The following is a 24,655-nucleotide window of genomic DNA, read 5'->3' as shown; positions in this document are numbered from 1 at the left end:
ACATCTAGATATGGTTATGTAATGTTTGTTGATGCTGATGATTGGATTCTTGTGAAATGTATAGAAACTTTATACAGTGAAGCAATGAATAGTCTCGCGGGCATCGTAGTTTGTAATATTTATAAGGACTTATGAAATAGCTGACCATAAGCTACATGCCCTGGTTCAATCAATTCACCAGTTTCTGAATTTGCCGAAATTTCACTTGTATAAAGTAAACTTGTGTGGTAACGTTCTTTATATAGAACTAAACTGGTATATTCAATACTGCATTCATCCAGGTTTATTTATTACAATGAATGATGAGAGATCCGATTCTATGCAAATTACGTTCGTTATTAAGTGTTTGAATTATTAATTGTGTGATGTGGGGAGAGAAAATTATGAGCGCTATAGCTGGGATTTACAATAGTAATAATGAACCTATATCTAACGAGCAAAGCAATGGCATGATGCAGACTCTTCAGAGGTTCCCTGCTGATGATATACAAATTTGGCAACAAAGGAATATCTTTCTTGGTTGCCAAGCGCAATGGATTACTCCAGAGTCAGTAGAAGAACCACTTCCTTATTATGACTATGAGAGGCAGTTATCGATTACTGCCGATGCTATTATTGACAATCGTGAAGAGTTATTTGAAAGTTTGCAGGTTAAGAAATATAAAAGAAAAATTATGCCAGATAGTCAATTAATCTTATTAGCATACTGCAGATGGGGAGATGAGGTAGCAAAACATTTGGTAGGAGACTTTGCTTTTATGATTTGGGATGAGCAAAATCAAAAGTTATTTGGTGCTAGGGATTTTTCAGGCGCTAGAACACTTTACTTTTACAATAACCATCATTGTTTTGCCTTTTGTACGGTGATACAACCATTATTATCTTTACCGTATGTGGAAAAAAGTTTAAACGAAGAGTGGCTTGCAGACTTTCTCGCTATTCCGGATATGTTTGATACTGTGAATCCACTTGCAACTGTGTATAAGGGGATTGACCAAATTCCACCGTCACATACAATATCAGTAATTAAAGGTAATGTTACTCTTTCAAGATACAGTACATTAACTACGAAGTATAAATTAAATTTAAAGTCAAATACCGAGTACGAGGAAGCCTTTAAAGAACTATTTGGAAATGTGGTCAATGATTACTTGCGAACTGATCATAAGGTAGGATCACGCTTAAGTGGAGGATTAGATTCTGGTTCCGTTGTTGGTTTTGCTGCTAAAGCACTAGAAAAAGATAAAAAACAATTGCACACGTTCAGTTATGTTCCGATGGATGGTTTCGAAGACTGGACACCAAAAAGTAAATTAGCAGATGAGAGACCTTTTATTAAATCAACTGTTAATCATGTCGGAAATATTAATCCAAACTATCTAAGTTTTCCAGATAAAAGCCCTTTAACTGAAATGGATAAGTGGTTAGATGTACTTGAAATGCCATATAAATTTTTCGAAAACTCCTATTGGATATCTGGAATATATGAGGTAGCAAGCCAGCAGGGGGTGAAGGTGCTTTTAAATGGATCGCGGGGTAATTATACTATTTCGTGGGGAAATGCTTTAGATTATTATACGAAGCTATTCAGGAGTCTTCGTTGGATAAATCTAAACAGAGAAATAAATGCATTTATTCATGTTAAAGGGACAGGAAGAAAAAGAGTGTTGTCTGTTATAGGAAAAAAAACATTTCCATCGATAAAAAATAAATTCAGCTCTAGATCAGAACCTTCCATACCGATGTTAATTAATCTAGCATTCGCTGAAAGAAAAAACGTATTTGAAAGGATACAAAGTTTTGGTATAGATGAAACAGGTTCTACCTTACCAAGCACCTTTGAGGCTAGAGAAAATCAGTTTGAAAAACTATTTTATCGGAGTAATGGAACAGTTGATACAAAGTTTTCCTTAAGAAACTCAATCTGGAATCGCGATCCAACGAATGACCTCCGGGTTGTCCAGTTTTGTTTATCTGTACCGGATTCGCAGTATATTCAAAAAGGCGTGGATCGATCATTAATTCGTAGGGTAACTAAAAATATCTTACCTGATAAAGTGAGGTTAAATCACTTGGTAAAAGGAGCACAGGGAGTGGATGGTATCCAAAGACTACTTCCACAGTGGTCCGAATTGATAAATGAATTCCAAAGTATTACCACGGACCCGGCAATGGCTGAATATCTTAATCTAAATATAATTAAATCTGCAATGTCAAAAGTAAAGGAAAATCCAAAGCCGGAACTTATACTTGATTCAGAATTCAAGTTACTAATGCGAAGTTTAATTGTGTATCGATTTATTAAAAAAACTTTTTAAGGAGGTGAAAACATGAAAAAGACATGGAGTAAGCCATTATTAGAAGTACTTGATATTAATATGACTATGGCGGGACCAGGATTACATTACCCAGATGAGGTTCAACCTGATCCAGACGCAATGGAAGACGATGTTGTTCATTACAGTTAATAAATACTTATGAAAAACAAGACCTGCATACCGTGGTATGCAGGTCTATACATAATTAGCAAAACATTGTAAAAGTATTATTGACACTACATGTAAAAGATGATAAATTCATCTTATAATACTTTATAAAGAACAAAATAAGAATAATTAGCAAAATAGTATGCTTCTCAAAACAGTGTGAAGGTCTTTTTTTCTTGTTTTCGTTCTTTATATTGAACGATGGTTGAATGGAAACCGATTGTTTTGATGTGCCTAATGAAAAGAAGAAAACCATGAGGGTATGTCAAATTTAAATTGTACTCTTAAAAACGGAGGAGAAGTTCGATGATAGATACTATCCAAAAAAACGTTTACAAAGCTTTCGGTTTGAGTATTTCTAGTGACTTTCCTCTGCCAGAGTTGCCTCAGTTAAATACGGATGAGGAATTGACGGATATTGGTATACATTACGCTGATTTACTAAATATGTGGTCTAAACTATCGGAAAAAAACAAATATCTTGTTGTCAAAAAGGACTTCGTTTTGTTTCATGTTCCAGACACAGCTATTTTCCTCATTCAAAAAGGGAATAAGGTTTTTGTTTCACCTATAAATGGTTCAAAGGAGGCTCAAATTAGACTCTACATTCTTGGTACTTGCATGGGTGCATTATTAATGCAAAGACAAATACTACCACTACACGGAAGTGCTTTACTAATAGATGGAAAAGCATATGCGGTAGTAGGTGATTCTGGTGCAGGCAAATCAACGCTTGCTTCCGCATTTTTAAGCAGGGGGTATCAACTACTAAGTGATGATGTAATTCCAGTTACGGTAAATGAAAACAATATCCCAATTGTGACACCTGCATATCCACAGCAGAAACTTTGGATAGAAAGCTTAGATAAATTTGGTATTGATTCAAAACCCCTTAGGCCAATCATCGACAGGGAAACAAAGTTCGCCGTTCCGGTTCCAGAGCAATTTGCAACTGAACCAGTACCTCTGGCTGGGGTGTTTGAACTAAATAAAACGAATGATTATGAGATTGAAATTTATCCTATTAAAAATCTTGAACGACTACATACCTTGTTCAATCATACATACCGTAACTTTCTAATTAACCGTTCGGGATTAATGGAATGGCATTTTAGCACGACTGCAGAAATTGTTAATAAAATTGACCTATACAAAATTAAACGGCCTGTTTCTCATTTCACTGCTCATGAATTAGTGAATTTAATTTTAACTAAAATAGGTAAAGGAGAGAAAGTCAGATGATTAAAAACCAAAGTATTGTTAGCCAAGAACAAGGAAACATCGTAAGTGATATGGATGGCGAAAAAGTAATGTTAAGTATTCATAATGGAAAATATTACAACCTTGGGGAAATGGGGGGAGAGATTTGGGAACAAATTAAAGACCCTACTACAACAGAAGATTTAATAGCTTTTTTAATGAAGCATTATGAGGTCAAACAAGATGAATGCTGGGATCAAGTCTTGTCTTTCTTAAATCTATTATTGGACGAAAGGCTGATTAAGATAGAAGATGGGGCAGCCTCTTGATCTTGGTATTTATTCTAGCAAAGTGCTAATTTAATTTTTTCCTTAAAGGGAGGTGAAAAAATGAAAGGAAAATGGAGTAAGCCTGTTTTAGAAGTATTAGATGTTAGAAAAACAATGACCGGGGACTGGGAAGACTGGTTTGATTGGTTTGAGGATTGGTTGGATGATAATTACGGCCATGGTGGAGTTGGAGATAGCTAATTAAGTCATTCATCAGTAACCTTACATAGCCAACCTCTATATTCTTAAATAGTATAAAGGTTGGTTAACAAACTTTAAAATGAGTTATTAAACATGTACGGATACTAGACTTGTTAGAAAGGATTAGAGAACCTTATGAAAAAGATAAGGACTTTTTTTTCATTGAATTGGAAAACAAAAATGTTATTGCTAGAGGCCTTTATTTGTTTGGGATGGGCACGCCTTCTCAAGGGCTTGCCTTTCGCCAAAATTGCTCCATCTTTGGGTAAAAATATGGATGAAACTGCATACACAGAAGATTCTAAGTACTTGGGAATAATAAAAGATGTATCTGCAGCAATAAGAATTATGAGTCCACACACTTTCTGGGAAAGCCAATGTCTAGTAAAAGCGATTGCTGGTCAGAAATTGCTGGCACGTCGTCATATTGATTCGACACTATATTTAGGCACCGCCAAAGATAAAAATGGCGAGTTAATTGCCCACGCTTGGCTAAGGAGTGGGTCATTTTATGTTTCTGGCTCAGAAGGAATGGAGAAATTCACTGTTGTTGCCAAATTTGCAAAGGTAGTATAAATGAAAGATCTAGAAGGAGAAAACTATGGATAACACACTTGATCTTGCGCGTATTCCCAAGGAAGTAAATCTAATTCTTGCGTTACTAAAAGAAGGAAATGAACAATACATCAAAGAACATCAAGTAGAACTATGCAACAAGATCGATTGGAACGCCTTTATTAATCAAGCGAAGCATCACCGTGTATATCCATTACTCCATAATAAAATAAAGCTACTTGAAGAGCAGTTGGTTCCAACATACGTAAGACAGTTTCTGCAGCAGCAGTACATGCAAAATACATTTCAAATGCTACATTTAAGTGGGGAAATGGAACGTGTAAGTAAATGGTTTGCAGAAAGTCAAATAAGTCTCCTTTTTTTAAAGGGTCCAGTGCTTGCCCATGAACTATATGGTGATGTTTCACTTCGCACGTCAAGTGATTTAGATATGCTGATTCCCGTAGAAAAAATTGATCAAGCAGAACAACTACTTGTTAGTCATGGGTATAAGAAAGATGATTATATACAAACAGTGTTGAATGACTGGAAATGGAGACATCATCATGTTACATACATACACCCAGTAAAAAATATTAAATTAGAAATCCATTGGCGGCTGAATCCTGGTCCAAGTAAAGAACCAGGATTTTGCGAATTATGGAAACGAAAAAATAAGAGTACACTTACAAGTTTTCCTGTTTATTTATTAGGAAAAGAAGATTTGTTTTTATTTCTTGTATCACACGGTTCTCGTCATGGTTGGTCACGTCTACGTTGGGTAGTAGATATTCACCGCATTATGAAACAAGACATTAACTGGGAAATGGTTCACGAATTATTAAAATCAAACTATTTCCTTGGTATAGGTGGACAGAGCATTATCTTGGCATCAAAGTTGTTAAATGCACAATTAACAAATGAAATGAAATCATTATTTATAAGCAAACGTCCAAGAAAATTAGCTCAAGAAGCGATATTTTACCTCGAGGCAATGATAAATTTACATACTGACCCTGTTCCTGACGAAGTTGCTCGCTATCACAAACGTTATTTGTTTTCTTTAATGTCTTTTCAGCAAAAGACTATTTTTATTATCAGCTTCCTGTATCCATATCCTGAAGATGCAGAAACGCTGCCACTACCAAAACGACTTCATTTTTTATATTTTCCGTTGCGCCCGATATTATGGGCTTGGAGGAAAACAAGAAAAATATGGAAGCATGCATTACCTTAGGGGGACAAACGAATGGGTCATGTTTTTTACTTTTTAAAACAAATACACGCGTATTCTGGAAAAATTCTTTATATAAATCTTGTTGCAATGACTGCTATTGGTTTGCTTGAAGGTATTGGAATCATATTATTAGTTCCTTTAATTAGTATGAGCGGGATTGTCGATATGGGTGTTGAAGAGATACCATTTATGAGTATGTTTGGATTCGTAAATAATATTCCAAGTTCATTGGGTTTACCGTTGATTTTGGGGATATTTGTCTTTGTTGTGATTGCTCAAAATGTAATGAATCGACAGTTAACAGTTAAAAATGCGGTTATTCAGCTTGGCTTTTTAAGACATATGCGTATTGAAACATACGGATCATTACTTTATTCAAATTGGGACTTTTTCATAAAGCAAAGAAAATCTGATCTTATTAACATATTAACGGCAGAATTAGCTCGTGCCAGTGCAGGAACGAATTCATTTTTAAAATTTGTTTCTTCCCTTGTGTTTACATTTATCCAGGTAGGGCTAGCTTTCTGGCTCTCACCAAATATAACCATCTTTGTACTGCTCTGTGGTCTGGTTCTTATCTTTTTAAATCGGAAATTTCTAAAAAGATCTCTGGCTCTTGGAAAACGAAATTATGAATTAGGGAAGAACTACCTTGCTGGAATAACGGATCAAGTTAACGGGATAAAAGATATAAAGAGTAATACGTTAGAGAGTTCTAGAATGGATTGGTTTGGTTCCATTACAAATAGAATGCAAAATGAACAAGTCGAATACACGAAATTGAAAACAACTTCTCAATTATATTATAAAGTCGCATCTAGTGTATTAATTGCAGCATTTATTTATGTAGCCGTTACAATATTTAGTGCACAGGCAGGTCAATTAATGTTAGTTATTATTATTTTTTCCAGGCTTTGGCCAAGAATTGCGGGTATTCAATCTTCAATGGAACAAATAGCAACAACGATCCCAGCCTTTAAAGCAGTAAAGGCTTTGCAACATGAATGCAGGAATGCTCAAGAATTTGAAATGGGAATGGATAATAAAATTCCCCCTCTACACATAAAGTACAATCTTCAATGTGATCACGTCTATTTCCGATATAATCAAAATGAAATGAACTATGCTTTGCAAGATATAAATTTAATCATACCATCTAATCAAATGACAGCTTTTGTTGGACGGTCTGGTGCTGGAAAAAGTACATTGATTGATTTATTAATGGGCTTAAATCAGCCAGAAAAGGGGCAAGTCCTAATAGATGGAATACCTTTGACAAGTGAAAGTCTTTTAGCCTTAAGACGTGCGGTTAGCTATGTGCCACAAGATCCTTTCCTGTTTAATGCCAGTATTAAAGAAAACTTACTGTTGGTTGAACCAAATGCAAGCGAAGAAGAAATGTGGGAAGCACTAGAATTTTCTTCAGCGGCTGAATTTGTAAGTAAGCTATCTGCTGGTCTTGATACCTTAATTGGTGATCGTGGAATTAAACTGTCAGGGGGAGAACGGCAACGGCTTGTCCTAGCGAGAGCTATTCTTCGGAACCCATCGATCCTTGTGTTAGACGAAGCGACAAGTGCACTTGATACGGAAAATGAAGTGAAAATCCAAGAGGCACTAGAACGGCTAAAGGGCAAGATGACGATTATTGTTATTGCCCACCGCTTATCAACGATTCGTAATGCTGATCAAGTTGTTGTTTTAGACGAAGGTGAAGTAATTCAAAAGGGTGGGTTTACTCAGCTAGCAGAAGAAAAGAAAAGTATGTTTAGTCATTTATTGCAAAATCAGTTGGAAGCTAAGTAAATAAGCAATCAATTGAAAGATAGAAGGGAAAAGCCATGGAATTCTCAAAAAGAGACATGAAAATGCTTCAAGGGATAGCTATTTTATTTATGGTTTCCCTTCATTTATTTGCAAGGAAAGAGGTGAATGGATTATACGAAACCTTCCCTTTGATCAATGGAGTACCACTTATTTATTATATCGGTTTATTTGGAGATGCTTGTGTCCCTATCTATTTGTTTGCAAGTGGGTATGGTCTTTCTTTTAGTCTAACCAAAGGAAACAGCTCAAGAAAGAACGGCAAAAGAATTTTTAAACTGTTAATCAACTTTTGGATCATTCTTTTAATGTTTATTGGTATTGCATTCTTAACTGGAAATACAGAAGCATTCCCAGGAGGAATTAAGGAATTTTTGCTTAACTTTTCGTTGCTCTCCAATTCTTATAACGGAGCATGGTGGTACTTGCAAACGTATGTCATATTAGTTTTATTAGCATCTCCTATTATTAAATGGGTGAAGAGGAATCGCTCAATTGCTGTATTAATAATTTCGGGCTTCATCTATTTGATTACCTATATACAAAGAATAAAGCATGTAATTGATCTAGGGGATAACACGATATTAATTATGTTGGTTAACGCTATTGTCTTATTTGGCACATCACAACTTGCATTTGTAATAGGCATCATTTTTGCAAAAGAAAAGATTTATTCAAAACTCTACAACAAAGTTAACACTAGAAGATTTAAAAATACGTGGTGTGGCATCGGTATGATTACGCTGGTAATCATACATGGACTTTATGAATCTATGATAATCGCTCCATTTACAGCAGTTCTATTTATTTGTCTCTTTTGCCTAATGGACAAGAAGGAGTTCATACAAAAAGTTTTTACTTTTTTTGGTAATCATTCCACAAATATTTGGCTGACACATATGTTTTTTTACATATCCTTTTTTCCGGGACTGATTTTTGTACCGAAGTATCCAGTTTTTATTTATTTATGGCTTTTTACACTTTGTCTAATTACTTCCTTTGCAATAAATCTTATTTACAAGCCTGTAATAGCAACAATAGATAATAAGGCTATACCAGGTCTTGCTGAGTATACGGTTAGGAAGCAAAAAGCAACCTGATTTTCGACATTTAGTTAAATGGAATCAAAATTAATTAACACTGGGTGTTTTCTGCATTAAAAGGAGAGCGATAAGCTTTGAAAAAAATAGGAGGTAAGGTTTTGGTAGTTTTTTTAGTCGTATTGGTTGTTCTTGCTATCTATACATTCTGGGACAATAACCGTATTACCGTAGTAAAACAAGATATAGCGATAGATGATCTGCCTGAACAGTTGGACGGTTTTAAGATCCTGCAAATTTCTGACCTCCATGAAAAGGTATTTGGCAAAAATCAAAAAAAGCTGATTAACGCTATTAATTCTATTGAATATGATGCGATTGTTTTTACGGGAGATATGATGGACGGAGTCAGTAGTACAAACTATAAACCTTTTTATACGGTTTTAGAAGGTATTAAGGGTAAAGAACATGCATGGTATGTACCTGGAAACGCGGATCCAGAAAGCTATCAAGTGAACCAAACCATTAATAAAAGTGAATTTGTTCAAGGGATGGAGAAAAGAGGGGTTACGTTTCTAGAGAGTTACGAAACTGTTTCGATGGACGGCGCAACTCTTAGTTTTGTAAACTTTGAGTTATCAATAGGAAACGTTGGAATACCAAATGGAATACCTAAGCCATCCTATGCTTCGAATAAAAAATACCTTACTTATCAACAAGGGTTATTGGAGGAATTAAATAAAGCAGCAGACCTCGATGTACTAATTGCGCTCAACCATTACCCTGTAGTTGATTCTCGGATTGATCACATAGAAGACGCGACTGATTTAAAGTTGCGTGATTATGATTTATTAATAACAGGACATTATCATGGGGGGCAAATTCGTCTTCCATTCATTGGAGCGCTTTTTGTTCCGGAGGCATGGTATGGAAATGGTGGTTTCTTTCCACCACAAGATCGAGTAAAAGGTCTGTGGGAGTATAAAGGTCTTAAACAATATGTGAGCACCGGATTGGGGAGTAGTGACGCGATTTCCTTTTTGAAATTCCGATTATTTAATTCGCCTCAAATTAACATATTGACATTAAAACAAGAGAATGGATAAAAGATCTTTTCATAAATAAAGGAAGAGACTTGAGTTCACAAATTGATCATCCCAGAGTAGATCCATAGGTAATAGTGCTTTTATATGAATTGAAAGTGGGATAACGCTCCTTGAAGGATATACTTATGGACGCTTCAAGAATTTTTACTTAGATGAATTTTAAAAAGAACATTCGTTCCATCACTGCTTAAAACATGGTATACTATAGAAAAATACGAATGAAAAATGAGTGAATAAAATGAGATTAATTTTAGCTGAAAAGCCCTCAGTGGCAAAAAACATTGCAGATGCTCTTAAAATTAAAGATAAAAAAGATGGCTATTTTGAAGGGAATGGCTTTATTATTACTTGGGCATTTGGGCACCTTCTTCAACTTTTTGATGCAAAGGATTATGAAAGTAAAATGGCTCGATGGAAGATGGACAATTTTCCATTCATCCCAGAAGAATTCAAATACAAAGTAAAAAGTAATCCGCGAAATAGGGATGTAGCCGATAGTGGAGCTCGGAAACAATTGAAAATTATTCAGTATTTGATGCGCAGAAATGATGTTGAGCTAGTCATCTCTGCCTGCGATTATGACAGGGAAGGACAAGTTATAGGAGACAGCATTATCAATAATTTGAAACCAAATAAACCTGTATATCGATTATTGATTAACGAATGGACTCCGGATGAAGTACGAAGAGGTATCGATCAAATGAAGCCAAACGAGTTAATGCAGCCTTTGCAAGATGCAGGCATCAGCAGGCAGTGGGCTGATTGGGTAATCGGGATTAATTTGACATCAGTTGCAACATTGAAATATCAAAAAGGAAGCGGAAAAGCTCTGAATATAGGCAGGGTTTTACTGCCAACTTTAAAAATTATTTATGATCGAGATAAGGAAATAGAAAACTTTGTTCCTGAAAACTATTACAAATTAACAGCTACCTTTCAAACGGTTGATAACAATGCGTTTCAGGGTACATACACGGAAGGGAAGACAGAAAAGTTCAAGGAAAAGCAACTCCTAGAATCTATCCAAAATCAACTTTCCGATAAACAAGCAATTATTATTGATAAACAAGTTGAGAAGAAGAAAGAATTCCCGCCATTTCTGTTTAACCTATCTAATCTACAAGGTTACATTACCAATAAATATAATGGATGGACGTCAGATAAAGTGTTGAAGGTTGCCCAGTCATTATATGAAAAGAAGTTTATTACGTATCCGCGTACGTCAAGTACAGCACTGGATGATAGTCTAGTAGGAAAAGCGGCAAACGTTTTAAAGACGCTTTCAGAAAGTCTACCCTATAAAGATGAAATCAAGTTCATGAAATCAAAGCGCGTATTTAATAGTGCAAAAGTTGAAAGTCACAGTGCGATTATTCCTACTTACATGAAGCCTTCTCGTTTGAGTGGTGACCAACAATTAGTCTATACAGCGATTAAAAATCGTTTTATCATGCAATTCATGCCTATAGCTTTATATGAAGAAACAAAGTTAATTACAAAAGTATCCGATATAGAGGCAAAGGGGTTATTCCATTCCAAGGGTAAGGTCCAACTAGTGGAAGGGTGGAAGAAGGTTGAGAAAATCCAGTCGAAGGATATATTGCTACCTCTCGTCCAGAAAAGTGACCAAGTAAATGTGGTAGATTCAGAGGTTTCTAGTCATGTTACCAAACCACCGAAGAGCCATACGGAAAAAACCTTGCTTCGGGTCATGGAAACGTGCGGAAAAGGGATAAAGGAAGATGATGTCGAGGAAATAATGGGCGGTGTCTTAACTGGATTCAGCATTGGTACCCCAGCAACCAGAGCAGAAACGATTAAAAAGCTAAAAGATGTAGGGTATATCACCGCTCAAAATAAAAATCTAGCAAGTACAGAACTTGGAACAAAACTGGTAGAAACCTTTCCTGTTCACGAGATATTTGACTTGGAATTTACAGGACGTCTGGAAAAAACATTAGCAGATATCGAAAAAGGTTCAGTAATGAAAGATGAATTTTTACGTGTTGTTTTTGACTTCACCAGGAAATCAGTTGAAACGATTAGAGTTGATCAAGCGGGGATTATCAATCAATTAACATCAACTACAATCTCAAGAGAACCCCTTGGAAAATGTCCACAATGTGACGGTACGATTATTGAAGGCAAAAAAGGGTTCGGATGTAGTAATTGGAAGAGTGGATGCAAATTTGTTATTTGGAAGAATGATAAATACCTGGCAACGATGAAGAAAAAGCCAACGAAAACAATGGTAAAATCCTTATTGACTAATGGAACTGCGTATGTGAAAGGTTTAGCAAGTAAAAAAGGCAATAAATTTAATGCATATTTACATTATGAAAAGAACCCGTCTAACGATTATTTCAGTTGGAGAATGGAGTTTAAGAAGTAGATTTTGTACTTTTATACTTCTTTCAGTGTAAAAAAAAAAGACAACCTTTATTGGTTGGCCCAGACAAAATTATTAAGTTAGGTGGATATGGAACACCCATTGAATGCTGAAATGGATGGAAGAATTACAAAGAAACAGTGTGAATTAGAAAATTAGGGCTTGTCATTATTGCTGGCCCCATTTATAGTGATAAAAAATGCCTAAAAGGTGAGTGCCTCTTTTAATCGTTTTTTATCAATTTCTTGTTCTACAATCCACTTTATAAAATCTTCCTCATTGTTTGTAAGCTCTCTATCTAATTTATGTTTAAATGCTTGAGACAACTTTATATTTAAGGTGAGTGGATTCATTGTTTTACCCCCTATAGTAAATTTGTCTCAAGTATAACAAAATTTCAGAAATATTAAATACTTATTAACGAATTGTAACCTTAATGTAATATTAAGCTGGCAATTTGTTGTTGACTATAAAAAAAAGAGCAATGGCTTTGCTCTTTGATAAACTATCTCTTTTTCCTTATCTATTGATTAGACTTAATTATCATATATAGAAGCAACATAGGCAGTTGCTTAACCAATTGAGGAGGAAGAGTAAAGAGGCGTTGTAGTCTTAACCTTCATATGTAAATCAAGTAGGCTGTCAAGTTCTTTACTACATTTCACTGTTTCCTTGTTGGTAAATCCTTTGTTCATTGCCAAATGGATCATTTCTTGTCTTTTTGTGTTAATAGACTGCATTAATTTTGTTTTCACTTGTTTAAATCCTCCTATTTTTCACGAATAACCATTCAGTATTATGCATGATTTAGGTTTTTTTGTAAATGCTTTCGACAAAGAAAGACATACAATCTCAAATTCAGACAGTTATGTTAGTATCAAACAGCATTAAATCTTAGAGGATGTCATCATTCGCTGACATCCTCTAAGATTATAGTGAACCAATAATGTTAAGAACATATCCACCTAGAACGCCTAATATGACGATAAGCCAAGCTGGTACTTTCCAAATGTTTAGTAATGCGAATAATATAATACCTAAGGCGAAGTCCGAGGCATCAAAAATGGAACTTTTTATAACGGGATCATAGAATGCTGCAAGTAAAATTCCAACAACACTTGCATTAACACCCATCAGAATTCCTTGGAATGAAGAACGTTTACGTAATCCATTCAGAAACGGTAAAGCTGCTACAATAAGCAAAAATGATGGTAAAAATATGCCAATTGTGGCTACTATTGCACCTGGGATTCCTTCCATCATCGTTCCTAAATAACTGGAGAACGTAAACAATGGTCCAGGTACAGCTTGAGCCATTCCATATCCGGCTAGAAACTGATCGGCTGTCATCAAACCATGAGGCACAATCTCTCGTTCAATCATCGGTAATACTACATGTCCTCCACCAAAAACTAATGACCCAACTCTAAAAAATATATCGAATATATTCACTAGGGGATTATCCGTGAGCTTTGTTAATATCGGAAGTGCAATAAGTGAAAAAACAAGTATACTTAATGAAATAATTCCTGTTTTCTTCGATATGTTCACAGAAAAAGGTTTCACTTTTGACTCTGCTCTATTTTTAAAGAGTTTTAGACCCACCATTCCTGCTCCTACAATTAGTAGAATTTGCATCCATGCTGATGGATAAATTAACATAACTGTGGCAGCTACAATGGCTATAGCGAGTCTGGTCTTATCTGGTGTTAATTTCTTCCCTAATCCTATCAAAGCATGTAATACAACCGCTACGGCTACTATTTTTAAGCTATGAATAAATCCGGCGTCTCCTAAAGAAAAGTTTTGATAAAGCAACGCAAAAATAATTAGAACAATGATTGAGGGAACTGTAAACCCAATCCATGATATTATCCCACCAAGAAGCCCGCCACGCATCATGCCTATTGCAATCCCCACTTGGCTACTTGCAGGACCAGGGAGGAATTGACAAAGGGCAATAATATCTGTGTAGGTTTTTTCATCCAACCATTTACGCCGATCAATATATTCATCTTTAAAGTAAGCCAAATGGGCAACTGGACCGCCAAATGAAGTGAGTCCTAACTTAGTTGAAGCGAATAGAATTTCTATAAGGATCTGGAAACGGTTCTTTTTATTAGTCTGTTTTTCCACGTAATCACCTCAGTTTCGTTAGTTAATTTCTTTAAAAAGTTCATATGCTTTTGCTCGGGCTTCATTTAGCACTTCTTCACCCTTACTTGTAATCTGATAGTACTTTCTTATTTTTCCATTCACTTTTACATCTTCCTTTTTCAATAATTGATCCACTTCCATGGTGTGAAGAATTGGATATAGTGTCCCCGCACTGATTTCATAGCCATGTTCACGCAATTCTTCTAACATCCAAGAACCATAGATTGCTTCTTCTTTTGCATGATGCAGAATATGGATTTGAATGAATCCCAAAAACAATTTTCTGAGCACTTTATTATCCAAATTAATCCTCCCTTCGTTATCGGAATCCAATATCGGTTTTCGATAACAAGTATACAAGGTGTGGAATAAAAATACAAATTTTTATGACACAGCTAAAAATACGCTTTGTTTCAATTCGACGTTATAGTGCGGTATAGTTGAATTTAGTAATGATTTTGGATGGAAAGGGACCTGAATACATATGTTAAAGGCTTATTCTTGGTTAACGTTTTGCATAGTGATGTGGGGCAGTAATTTTATCTTTGGAAAAATTTTAGTACAGGAATTTTCTCCGTCTATGTTAACCATGCTTCGACTTTTATTTGTTGTACTGTTCTTAATTGGAATTGCCGCCTATAAAAGACATTTTAAACGGATAAATAGAAAAGATTTACTAGCTATTTTAGTTCTAGGTATTGTTGGGGTTTATATTAATCAGTGGACATTTTTTGTGGGGATGCAAACGGCTGATACAACATTATCTGCATTAATTTTAGCGACTACACCTATTTTAACTGGTTTTTTGGCAGCCATATTTTTAAAAGAAAAAGTAACAATTCGCATGATACTAGGGTCTTTTGTAGCTATTATTGGGATTTTCTTTGTAGTTACAAAAGGAAGTCTATCGTCCATTCATGTTGAACAAGGTTTGATGTGGATCGTTGTTACGATGATTTCTTTTGCAATAATGATTATTATAACGAGATTACTATCACAACGAATCGATCCACTTAGTGTTACGCTTTATTCTAATGTTGTTGGTTTCATGGTATCTATTCCATTTGCATTTTTAATGGATAATCCGATACGATTAAGTGCTAGTACTGGCGACTGGGCATTTTTAATTGGTACGGCAATCGTTGTACACGGTGTAGCGACGCTTCTATGGAATAATAATATCCGCCATGTGGATGCTTCAAAGGCATCGATGTTAGCGAATTTGGAGCCTTTTGTAGCGATGATTGTGGGCCTAGTTTTGTTATTTAAACCAATTACACTAGTAGAGATATTGGGGTCGTTGTTAATCGTTGGTGGAGTTATTCTGTCAACCTATCAACGCAAGAGGTATTTTAACCGGACAATTTCTAACAAATAGGGAGAGATAAAAGCGCTTCGGTAAGTTTGCCCAACTACACTATAAATTAGGTAATTAAAAAAGCACCGCTATAGGCGAGGCTACTGAAAAAGTGATGGATTTTAACAATTTAACTTTTCACCTTACCTTAGCATCTCGAATATACGGAGACTCCTCGAAAAAGAAAAGCATTTTTTCTTCGTGCGATGCCTTTTCAGGGGGAGCATTCCTTATCCTGCGGGAAGCAAGAGATCGTCGAGACCCCGCAGGACGGCAGTTCGAGGAGACTCGACACTCGCCCTAAGGTGCGCGCAGTATATTCGAAGTTGCGATGGTAGATCCACATATTTTGTACTATATTTAACCTTTTCAGCAGCCTCCTATATGCGATGCTTTTCTATCATCTATACTAATTCGCTTAACTGGATTTTTTGTATTTTACCACTAGGTGTTTTAGGTAACTCATCCATGAATGTGATTTCTTTTGGACATTTGATTTCTTCAAGATTTTCTTTTGCATAAAGAAACAGTTCTTCTTTGGTTAGTAGATGACCTTCTTGCAACACAACGATAGCATGTAAAATATCTCCTAATTTTTTATGTGGTCTAACGATGATTGCTATTTCTCGAATAGCAGGATGTTTAGTAAATACGCTTTCCACCTCGATAGATGAGATGGCATCTTTATCGTTTAAAACAATATCCTTTTTGCGATCAACAATTTTCACTCGACCTTCTTCATCTATTGTGCCCATGTCGCCTGTGCGCAACCAACCTTCATTTTCATTGTTATTGCCCGAATCATGATCTATTACGCTTGGGCCCTTTACAATTATTTCACCAATTTCTATCCCATCATGTTTAACATTTTCACCTTGATCATCAATTATTCGTACTGTTGTACTTACCATTCTTATCCCACCTTTACTTCTATCTTTTTATCAGAATACAGGATTTTTATTATATGAATTATCAAAATTATACCATACTTTTGTAAGCGTTTTAACTGAAATGAGGTATTACTTTTCAGATACAAGAAAAGTAAAACGATTGTCTAAGTATAATCGAATGGTTTGCATATCATTATTGAACCTGAAAATTAGGTGTTAGACTTAACTTAAAAGGAGTGATATTTCTATGGGGAAATTAACTGGAAAAACAGCTGTTGTAACAGGTGCTAGTAGCGGTATTGGGGCCGCAGTTGCAGAACATTTAGCTAACGAGGGTGCAAATGTGGTCCTTGCAGCCAGAAGAAAAGATAAACTAGATGGCGTTGTTTCTAAAATTAATGGAAACGCGATTGCGGTAGTTACGGATATGGCGAAAAAGTCGGATGTTGATGATTTGGCTAAACGAGCTATAGAGGAATTCGGCCAAGTCGATATATATGTAAATAATGCAGGAGCAGTTCTTGGATCACGTATACAGGATGGGCAGACTGAAAACTGGGATCAAATGATTGACACAAACATTAAAGGTGTACTTTATGGCATTAATTCTACATTGCCAGGGATGTTGGAACGTTCTTCTGGGCATGTCGTAAATATTGCTTCGGTTTCCGGTCTTGAAGTAAATAAAGTCAGCGCTGTATACAGTGCAACTAAATTTGCGGTTCACGCATTATCAATGAGTCTGGAAAAAGAGCTTGCTCGTACGGGAGTTCGCGTAACGAATATTTCACCAGGTCAAGTGGACACGGCGATTGCATCAAAACCAAGTGACCGTGAGCCGTTGAAGGCTGATGATATTGCAAAGGCAGTAGTTTATGCGGTTACGCAGCCAGATTATGTGAATGTAAATGAGATTACAGTTCGACCAGTATAAATTTTTTGGTTATTTTGCCTAAGTCTGTTTCATACTAGGAGTAAATTCCATAATAAAGGGTGGATTTATTCTATGAAACATATGAAGGCGCTTGGTATTAAGTTTATTTTCACGGCAATTGTGGTTTATTCTATCTTTGGTATTTTTTATAATGCTTCCTTAGGTCGTTTATTTTGGATCAGTGTGCTTGTGACTGGTGTTGCTTACATTATTGGTGACTTATTTGTGCTACCTCGGTTTGGTTACATCATAGCATCGATTGCAGATCTGGGATTGGCCTTTTTGTCGCTTTGGATCTTAGGAACTTTAATCATTGATATAACAATGCCGATTGTAATTGCGTCGCTTTTCGCAGCTGTGTTTATGGCTTTATGCGAATCTTTATTTCATGTTTACATGAGAGAACAAGTTTTTCACACGGTTCCTGAAGGTGAAAAGACTCCTTATTCTTCAGACCGATTGCAAACTGAATTCGCAGAGGAAACCAATGAACATTCTGTTGATGAAAAAAAGAAAGAAAACGACAAACATAAATAACCAAGTTTGGGCGATGCATTACGCATCGCCCAAATTTTTTCCGGAAACTAATTATCCATATCATCAATCGAATCATACGTAAACATTAACTCTAAATGGACGACTTCCCACAGGTAGATTGAGGCAATGGTGAAGTGGGGAGTCCAAACTTCAGCTTTGTCAATTAATATATTTCGACGTTCAGATTGATCTACTTGATAGAGCCATTTCGCTCCACGTTGTATGCCGATATCGTCTATAGCTAATACATCCATTCTACCAAGTGAAAAAATCAAAAACATCTCAGCAGTCCATTTTCCAATCCCTTTGACGCTAGTTAATAATTTTATAATGGAAACATTATCTAGTTGATCTAGTTTATCTAACTTAATTGCACCTTGCATAACTTTTTCACTTAAATCTTTCATATAGGTAACTTTTCGAACGGAAAGCCCAACTTTGCGCAACTCCTCTTCTGACTTTTCTACGATACCTGCCGCTGTCACGTTATGGTCTAATAGGACTTCAAGTCGATTAAATATTGCGCTTGCTGCCTGAACAGATATTTGTTGACCAACTATGGAACGGATTAATGATAAAAAATAATTGGGGCGTAGGGTGAATTCTACGTCACCAACAATTCCGACTAACTTTTTCATTAACGAATCGGCCTCACAAAGCTCGAGTACCGCAGGATCATTCGCATGTATAACTAGCTTTTCCATAACACACCTCAATTCTGATAAGTCCAAAATACCTTATTCACGTCGTATATGCAAAATTTTTCGCATGATTGTTAGCCTATTAAATAAAAGTTTGCTATTATAGATATGGTATTAAAAATATTTTAACGTATTGAATGAATACTACATAAACACTAATTATGGAGTAAATACCTTAGATTTCAATTTAACGGTAATCAATAAGGAAGGTGGATGTTTACGTGAATACGAACAAACCAAGAATCGTTGTTCTAGGAGCAGGCTATGCTGGAATGATGACAACCAAACGCTTAACACAGAAGTTGGGGGCGGAAGAAGCAGAAATCGTGCTTGTAAATAAGCACAATTATCACTATCAAACTACATGGTTACATGAAATCGCAGCTGGTACCAGAAATCAAAACCAAGCACGGATGATGATAAGTGATGTTTTTAGTCCGAATCGTGTACGCTTGATTTATGATTCTGTTGTTGAAGTGAAAAAAGATGAAAACCGTGTTGTGCTAGAAAATAGTGAAATATCCTATGATTATTTAGTTATTTCCCTTGGGTTTGAAACGAATACTTTCGGAATCAAAGGAATGGAAAAAAATGCTTTCTCTATCCAGGATATTGAAACAAGTCGATTAATCAGTGAACATATTGAATATCAATTCGCTAAATATAAATTAGATCCTAAATCCAAGAAAGAAGATTTAACTATTCTTGTTGGTGGGGGTGGATTCACTGGTATCGAATTTGTTGGAGAATTAGCCGAACAGGTTCCAAAACTTTGTAAGAAGTATGATATTGATCCAAGCATTCCAAAAATCATTAATGTTGAAGCCGCTCCTTCTATTCTTCCAGGATTTAATGAAGAGCTTGTCGCTTATGCGAAAAAGTCTTTAGAAGATCGTGGAGTCGAATTTAAAATTGGCGCTAAAATTCAAGAATGTAAAACGAAAAGTTTCGTCATAAATGAAGGAGAAGAAGTTAAGGCTGGCACTATCGTATGGACTGGCGGCGTAACAGGTAACTCTATACTTAGTAAATCTGGTTTTGAAATTACAAAAGGTAAGGTTACGGTTAATGGAGATTTGCGTGCACCTGGTGAGGAAAAAATCTTCATTATTGGTGATTGTGCCTGGGTAATGAACAAGGCGGAAGGTCGTCCATTCCCACCTACAGCTCAAGCTGCGATGCAACATGCAGATACGTGTGCCGCAAACATTAAGGCATTGCTTCATAACGAAGCGTTAGAGTCGTTTATTTTTGATGACAAAGGTACTGTAGCGTCATTAGGAAATGCAGATGCGATGGGAACTGTTTTTTCTGGTACAAAGCTATATGGCAAACCTGCTTCTGCAATGAAGAAGGTAGTCGATAATCGTTACTTATTCTTATTAGGTGGACCAAGGTTAATTCTTAAAAAAGGTAAGCTACGTCTATTTTAAAATTTAAATCAATCAATCATATATATCTCCAAATAGAGGAGGGAACGTTGTTATGAACAAGAATATATTTTGCTATTTATTAGTTACTATTGCTTCCTTGGTAGGGTATGTAGTTGCAACTCGTACAATGGAAAACAGCCGAGATTTCCGTTAAAAGCCCTAAGTGTGGAGAAGACGATTAATCGTGGCTAACTAAGTGCCCCCTTAAGCGTTCAGCGGAACATTTAAGGGGGTTTTTATCTTAGGGTGAGAAGACCCCCACTATCAAACACTCGAAGGTTTCTAAAACCAGTGTTAAGTGGGGGATGAATCGCCCCTCCGAAGGAGATTTTTGTTGGAATAGGAACAGACATTCTGATATAATAACTATAATATAATAAGACAGGAGCATGACTTATGGGAATTAAGGCGTATTTTTCAAATCGTATCTATAAGAATACCATTTTGGATGAAAACGTTGATGCTATTGGTCATGCTCTCTTTGTGTTTAATAGAGCGAAGCAGTTTGCCTTTAGTACAGCAACAAAAGAAAAGCGCTCTGGATTGAAAAAACGAGACAAATCTTTGCACCTTACGGTGAAGAACAGGTTTTCGTTGGATGATTACTACACCAATAGCGCCGTTCAAGAGGCTAAAGCAAAAGAAAAGAGTCTAGACGAGTTAAAGAAGCTATACATGAAAAACAAAGAGACTCAAATTAAGTCGATCAAAAATAAAATAAAAAAAGACAAATCAAAACTAACGTCATTAAAAAAAATTAAAAAAACATTTAGAAACGGAAAGCCATCATCCCCCCAAAATTCAAGAATGGAAAAGTTGGGTAACTACTTTGTCGTGCAATTCAAAAATAAGACTGATTTGTATTATCATACGTATCAATTTGAACATACATACTTAGATACTGAAATCAAAAGACTCCACACACGAATTGGTTTTTTAAACTTCAAATTGAACAAATACGAAGATAGCCTAAAATCTTTAAAGACGAAAATACCGAGCGTCGTCTTTGGTTCAAAAAAACAATTCCAAGCACAGTACACTGTCGATACGTATATTGATAACCATAAACTTTGGCAAAAGACTTGGGAAGAGAATAGATACCGAAAAATGGTTATTTCTGGTCGTAAGGACTCACGCTGTGGAAATTTTGTTTTTAACTATGATGGGACGAATAAAGTGCTTCGTTTCAAGACACCGAAAGGTGTCTTAGTTGAAATTGAGAACCTGTATTTCCCCTATGGTCAAGAAAAAGTAGAGAGTAGGATCCTTGCACAGACGAATTGTAAGAATAAAAAGAATTACGGGAAGCCAGTAGCATGGGCAATAGAAGACTGGGGGGAATACTACATCTTTAAAACGATGTTTGATGAAGAATCAAAAGCGTTTGTGAATCATTCCAAGACATATGGAGCAATTGGCATTGACTGTAACGTTGATCATTTCGCAGTATCAAATGTTAATTCAAATGGTCAACTCCTAGGTTCCTGGTCTTTAAAATTTGATTTGAAAGGCAAGAAAAGTGGACAGACGACGAAAATCATTGAAGCCGAAGCAATAGAGGTCATTAACATTGCTACTCGTACAAATAAGCCGATAGTAGTTGAGAAACTAAATACGACATCATCAAAGCTATCTAATCCCTACGGAAACAAAAAAGCAAATAGGATGATGTCTGCTTTCGCATACAAAAAGATGCTTTCTGCAATAAAATCACGAGCTGAAAAAGAGGACATTGCAGTTTTTGAAGTCAATCCTGCATATACAAGTCAAATAGGTAAGATGAAGTATATGAAAAGATTAGGTATATCGATACAGGAAGCAGCAAGTTTTGTAATTGCTCGTAGAGCAATGGGTTTTAAAGAAAAACTTCCACCGGTGTTGGGCACACTACTACCAGAGAAGATAGTAGGTGCTCATCATTGGGTGCATTGGAAGTATATTTCGAATGCGTTGAAAGGTATACATACTAATTCGTACTACCATTCAAATTTTTTCAACTTAGACAAGTTTCGTTCTACGAACGAACTTTTTGATTCAGGGGCTCTTACAGACTTGGAAATAAAAGGTCTGTTGAAGTTGAAAAATGGAAAAACCGCATCCTAGTTGAACGGGATACGGTCATGTACCATACATGTCTTTTTTAGACTCCCCCACTTCAAACAATCCGTAAGGATGTTAAGTGGTGGGTAGTTCAATGTTCACAAATATGTGGTTTTTGTAACAGACATTTCTCTTTAAATAAGCGATAATAGAGATAAGTTTAATAAGGAGGTAGTACGCATGTCTACTGGAATTTGGATTCTATTAATCGTGTTATTTGCTTTAGCTCTTTTTGGGACGATTTTTGCTTTTAAGCAAGAGGAAAAGAAAATGAAAAAGTATGAAGATGAAGGTGACACAATCGAGGATGAATTACGACGCTCTCATGAATATGAAACATCGTCATTGAAATCAAATATACCCATCTTGTCATCTATTTATCTTGTCACAATTATTGCGTCGATCATCGTTTTTCTAGTATACATTAATTAACCAACCAACTTACTGATAATTGGTTGGTTTTTTTGTTGGAGTAGTATACATACTTTAAATTTTAAAATTTTATTGACAATAAAAAGGGGATAGGGTAACATCATTAGTGATAATGAGAATCTTTATCAATTGCTGCGAGTGAGTGAAGAGGTGAGATAAATAGATTTAAATGAAACGATGCAATCAAGACGAACCATCCTTGATTACAAGCCAGATAAAATTGAGCGTCATACACTGCTGGAACTATTTCGATTAGCTTCTTACGCGCCAAACCATCATATGAAAGAACCATGGATGATAAAGCTTTATGAGGATGAGGCAAGATCCTCGTTTGGTGAAAAAATAGTAGATAGTTACATACGTTTAGGATTATTAAAAACTTTAGACGAGAAAAAGCTTCAAAAGGCACGTGTTTCTTATGATAAATTTTTCAGGTCAGTACCACATCACGCTTTGTTTTATATGGAAAAGGAAGATGGTGGAGGATACATAGATGACGAGAATTATGCAGCTGTATGTGCCTTTATCCAAAACTTTCAATTGGCGGCATGGAATCTCGGTATTGGAACCATGTGGACAGCTAAGGAAACTTTATTGGATAAAGTATTTATCAGAGATATAGGTTTATCGCCTGATACCCATAAACTAATCGCTGTTGTACAAATTGGGTATCCTAACAAAGTACCAAAAGCAAAAAATCGCACTTCCATACAAAATGCGATCGAGTGGATTAATAATTAATGGGGAGGAATACATATGAAAAAAGCAATAATACTGGCATGCATACTTGTTTTGACACTCTTGGCGGCATGTAATGATCCAAGTAAAGAGGATACTAAAAGTAAGGATGAAAATACGACAGATCGTGAAATCAAAATTGAGGATGCAATGGGGACTCAAACCATTAAGGGGACACCAAAAAATATTGTAGTTTTGGAATGGTCATATGCGGAAGATTTATTAGCTTTAGGTATCCAACCTACTGGTGTGGCTGATTTAGATGGCTATAACAAGTGGATTAATGTAGACGAAAAGCTAGCAAAAAGTGTGAAAGATGTTGGAACTCGTCAGGAACCTAACCTAGAGGCTATTTCACGATTAAACCCTGATCTGATCATCGCAGTTAAATATAGACATGAAGACATTTTAGATAATCTAAAAGATATTGCACCAGTTGTAACGTTCGCGCCATATTCAGAAGAAGCAACGAAAAATCAGTATAAAAACATGAAAGAAGAGTTCAAAAAAGTCGCTACGATAGTTGATAAAACAGAAGAGGCGGAACTTGCGATTTCTGATTTAGAAGGATTTATTGATGACCAAGCGAAACGCGTAAAGGATGCAGGATTAGAAGGATCGAAATATATTGCAACACAAGCATATTCAGCGCAAAACACACCGATAATTCGAATGTTTACGGGCAATTCTATCGTATCTCAAATCATGGAACGACTAAGCTTTGAAAATGCCTATGAATCAGATAAGCTTGAACCATATGGATATAGTGAAGTAACGATTGAAGCATTACAAAATTTCCAAGAAGAAGAGTTGCAATTCTTGTACATTGTCCAGGAGGATGACAATATTTTTGAGAATCAGCTTAAAGGTAACCCAGTTTGGGAAAATCTAAGTTTTGTTAAAAATGGAAATACACATCAGCTTCCAGGGGATACATGGACATTTGGCGGTATTTTATCTGCCCATGTATTAACCGAACAGTTAGTTGATGCAATGGTAGAAGAGTAAT

Annotated in this window: 25 protein-coding genes; 19 read left to right on the top strand and 6 right to left on the bottom strand. The window is 35.9% G+C overall.

The window, feature by feature from the left end:
• Positions 1–383 precede the first annotated feature (383 nt).
• The 11 genes from CFK40_RS13630 (at position 384) to CFK40_RS13590 (ending at position 12,370) form a co-directional block, all read left to right on the top strand.
• Entirely contained in the window at positions 384–2,318 is a 1,935-nt protein-coding gene (locus CFK40_RS13630; protein WP_089532830.1) for an asparagine synthase-related protein, read from the top strand.
• Between the two features lie 12 nt (positions 2,319–2,330).
• Positions 2,331–2,468 (top strand): paeninodin family lasso peptide, encoded by a 138-nt coding sequence (locus tag CFK40_RS20790; RefSeq protein ID WP_152640134.1) that lies wholly within the window; start codon positions 2,331–2,333, stop codon positions 2,466–2,468.
• Between the two features lie 324 nt (positions 2,469–2,792).
• The gene (locus tag CFK40_RS13625) at positions 2,793–3,728 is read left to right on the top strand and encodes an aldolase (protein WP_089532829.1); all 936 of its coding nucleotides are present in this window, start codon (positions 2,793–2,795) and stop codon (positions 3,726–3,728) included.
• On the top strand, positions 3,725–4,015 hold the full coding sequence (locus CFK40_RS13620; protein WP_089532828.1) for a lasso peptide biosynthesis PqqD family chaperone: 291 nt from the start codon (positions 3,725–3,727) through the stop codon (positions 4,013–4,015). The genes CFK40_RS13625 and CFK40_RS13620 overlap by 4 nt, the downstream gene beginning before the upstream one ends.
• Before the next feature lie 60 nt (positions 4,016–4,075).
• Positions 4,076–4,216: a paeninodin family lasso peptide gene (locus tag CFK40_RS20785; protein ID WP_152640133.1), complete on the top strand. Its 141-nt coding sequence runs from the start codon at positions 4,076–4,078 to the stop codon at positions 4,214–4,216.
• 135 nt (positions 4,217–4,351) lie between these two features.
• Entirely contained in the window at positions 4,352–4,792 is a 441-nt protein-coding gene (locus CFK40_RS13615) for a lasso peptide biosynthesis B2 protein (RefSeq protein WP_089532827.1), read from the top strand.
• Between the two features lie 25 nt (positions 4,793–4,817).
• Positions 4,818–6,008 (top strand): nucleotidyltransferase domain-containing protein, encoded by a 1,191-nt coding sequence (locus CFK40_RS13610; RefSeq protein WP_089532826.1) that lies wholly within the window; start codon positions 4,818–4,820, stop codon positions 6,006–6,008.
• Positions 6,009–6,020: 12 nt separating this feature from the next.
• The gene (locus tag CFK40_RS13605; protein WP_089532825.1) at positions 6,021–7,814 is read left to right on the top strand and encodes an ABC transporter ATP-binding protein; all 1,794 of its coding nucleotides are present in this window, start codon (positions 6,021–6,023) and stop codon (positions 7,812–7,814) included.
• A gap of 35 nt (positions 7,815–7,849) precedes the next feature.
• A complete protein-coding gene (locus CFK40_RS13600; RefSeq protein WP_089532824.1) occupies positions 7,850–8,932 on the top strand; it encodes an acyltransferase family protein in 1,083 nt (360 codons plus the stop codon).
• 101 nt (positions 8,933–9,033) lie between these two features.
• A complete protein-coding gene (locus tag CFK40_RS13595; RefSeq protein ID WP_161493876.1) occupies positions 9,034–9,978 on the top strand; it encodes a metallophosphoesterase in 945 nt (314 codons plus the stop codon).
• 238 nt (positions 9,979–10,216) lie between these two features.
• Positions 10,217–12,370, top strand: a complete 2,154-nt coding sequence (locus CFK40_RS13590) for a type IA DNA topoisomerase (protein ID WP_089532822.1) — start codon at positions 10,217–10,219, stop codon at positions 12,368–12,370.
• 200 nt (positions 12,371–12,570) lie between these two features.
• Here the strand turns inward: CFK40_RS13590 and CFK40_RS21015 are convergent, their stop codons facing one another.
• From CFK40_RS21015 to CFK40_RS13575, 4 genes are all read right to left on the bottom strand, one after another.
• Positions 12,571–12,720 carry a hypothetical protein gene (locus tag CFK40_RS21015; protein ID WP_161493875.1) on the bottom strand — a complete coding sequence of 50 codons (150 nt, stop codon included), beginning with the start codon at positions 12,718–12,720 and terminating at the stop codon, positions 12,571–12,573.
• 219 nt (positions 12,721–12,939) lie between these two features.
• Complete coding sequence (locus CFK40_RS13585; protein ID WP_227001778.1) at positions 12,940–13,122, bottom strand: aspartyl-phosphate phosphatase Spo0E family protein; 183 nt, start codon at positions 13,120–13,122, stop codon at positions 12,940–12,942.
• Positions 13,123–13,297: 175 nt separating this feature from the next.
• Entirely contained in the window at positions 13,298–14,503 is a 1,206-nt protein-coding gene (chrA, locus tag CFK40_RS13580; protein ID WP_089532821.1) for a chromate efflux transporter, read from the bottom strand.
• An 18-nt stretch (positions 14,504–14,521) separates the two neighbouring features.
• A complete protein-coding gene (locus CFK40_RS13575) occupies positions 14,522–14,827 on the bottom strand; it encodes a PadR family transcriptional regulator (RefSeq protein WP_089532820.1) in 306 nt (101 codons plus the stop codon).
• Positions 14,828–15,008: 181 nt separating this feature from the next.
• Between CFK40_RS13575 and CFK40_RS13570 the strand changes: the two genes are divergently transcribed.
• Positions 15,009–15,902 carry a DMT family transporter gene (locus tag CFK40_RS13570; RefSeq protein ID WP_089532819.1) on the top strand — a complete coding sequence of 298 codons (894 nt, stop codon included), beginning with the start codon at positions 15,009–15,011 and terminating at the stop codon, positions 15,900–15,902.
• A gap of 383 nt (positions 15,903–16,285) precedes the next feature.
• Here the strand turns inward: CFK40_RS13570 and CFK40_RS13565 are convergent, their stop codons facing one another.
• On the bottom strand, positions 16,286–16,792 hold the full coding sequence (locus tag CFK40_RS13565; RefSeq protein ID WP_089532818.1) for a class I adenylate-forming enzyme family protein: 507 nt from the start codon (positions 16,790–16,792) through the stop codon (positions 16,286–16,288).
• A 226-nt stretch (positions 16,793–17,018) separates the two neighbouring features.
• On the opposite strand from CFK40_RS13565, the gene CFK40_RS13560 reads away from it, so the two are divergent.
• Together CFK40_RS13560 and CFK40_RS13555 are read left to right on the top strand one after the other, a co-directional pair.
• Positions 17,019–17,705, top strand: coding sequence for an SDR family oxidoreductase (locus CFK40_RS13560; protein ID WP_089532817.1), 687 nt, complete (start codon positions 17,019–17,021; stop codon positions 17,703–17,705).
• 72 nt (positions 17,706–17,777) lie between these two features.
• A complete protein-coding gene (locus CFK40_RS13555) occupies positions 17,778–18,242 on the top strand; it encodes a YndM family protein (protein ID WP_089532816.1) in 465 nt (154 codons plus the stop codon).
• A 47-nt stretch (positions 18,243–18,289) separates the two neighbouring features.
• Here CFK40_RS13555 and CFK40_RS13550 read toward each other — a convergent pair whose 3' ends face one another.
• On the bottom strand, positions 18,290–18,946 hold the full coding sequence (locus CFK40_RS13550; protein WP_089532815.1) for a DNA-3-methyladenine glycosylase family protein: 657 nt from the start codon (positions 18,944–18,946) through the stop codon (positions 18,290–18,292).
• 269 nt (positions 18,947–19,215) lie between these two features.
• On the opposite strand from CFK40_RS13550, the gene CFK40_RS13545 reads away from it, so the two are divergent.
• The 5 genes from CFK40_RS13545 to CFK40_RS13525 all read left to right on the top strand — a co-directional run bounded on the left by CFK40_RS13545 (position 19,216) and on the right by CFK40_RS13525 (position 24,654).
• Positions 19,216–20,376, top strand: a complete 1,161-nt coding sequence (locus tag CFK40_RS13545; RefSeq protein ID WP_264371414.1) for an NAD(P)/FAD-dependent oxidoreductase — start codon at positions 19,216–19,218, stop codon at positions 20,374–20,376.
• A 396-nt stretch (positions 20,377–20,772) separates the two neighbouring features.
• On the top strand, positions 20,773–22,479 hold the full coding sequence (locus CFK40_RS13540) for an RNA-guided endonuclease TnpB family protein (RefSeq protein ID WP_089532813.1): 1,707 nt from the start codon (positions 20,773–20,775) through the stop codon (positions 22,477–22,479).
• Positions 22,480–22,656: 177 nt separating this feature from the next.
• Positions 22,657–22,908, top strand: a complete 252-nt coding sequence (locus CFK40_RS13535) for a hypothetical protein (protein ID WP_089532812.1) — start codon at positions 22,657–22,659, stop codon at positions 22,906–22,908.
• A gap of 177 nt (positions 22,909–23,085) precedes the next feature.
• The gene (locus tag CFK40_RS13530; protein ID WP_089532811.1) at positions 23,086–23,649 is read left to right on the top strand and encodes a nitroreductase family protein; all 564 of its coding nucleotides are present in this window, start codon (positions 23,086–23,088) and stop codon (positions 23,647–23,649) included.
• 15 nt (positions 23,650–23,664) lie between these two features.
• Positions 23,665–24,654, top strand: coding sequence for an ABC transporter substrate-binding protein (locus tag CFK40_RS13525; RefSeq protein ID WP_089532810.1), 990 nt, complete (start codon positions 23,665–23,667; stop codon positions 24,652–24,654).
• The last annotated feature ends 1 nt before the right edge of the window (position 24,655 follow it).

The organism is Virgibacillus necropolis (assembly GCF_002224365.1).
GTDB classification, from domain to species: Bacteria; Bacillota; Bacilli; order Bacillales; family Amphibacillaceae; genus Virgibacillus_F; species Virgibacillus_F necropolis.
Note: the sequence above shows the minus strand (reverse complement) of the source record. Positions and strands in the feature narration are given on the sequence as shown.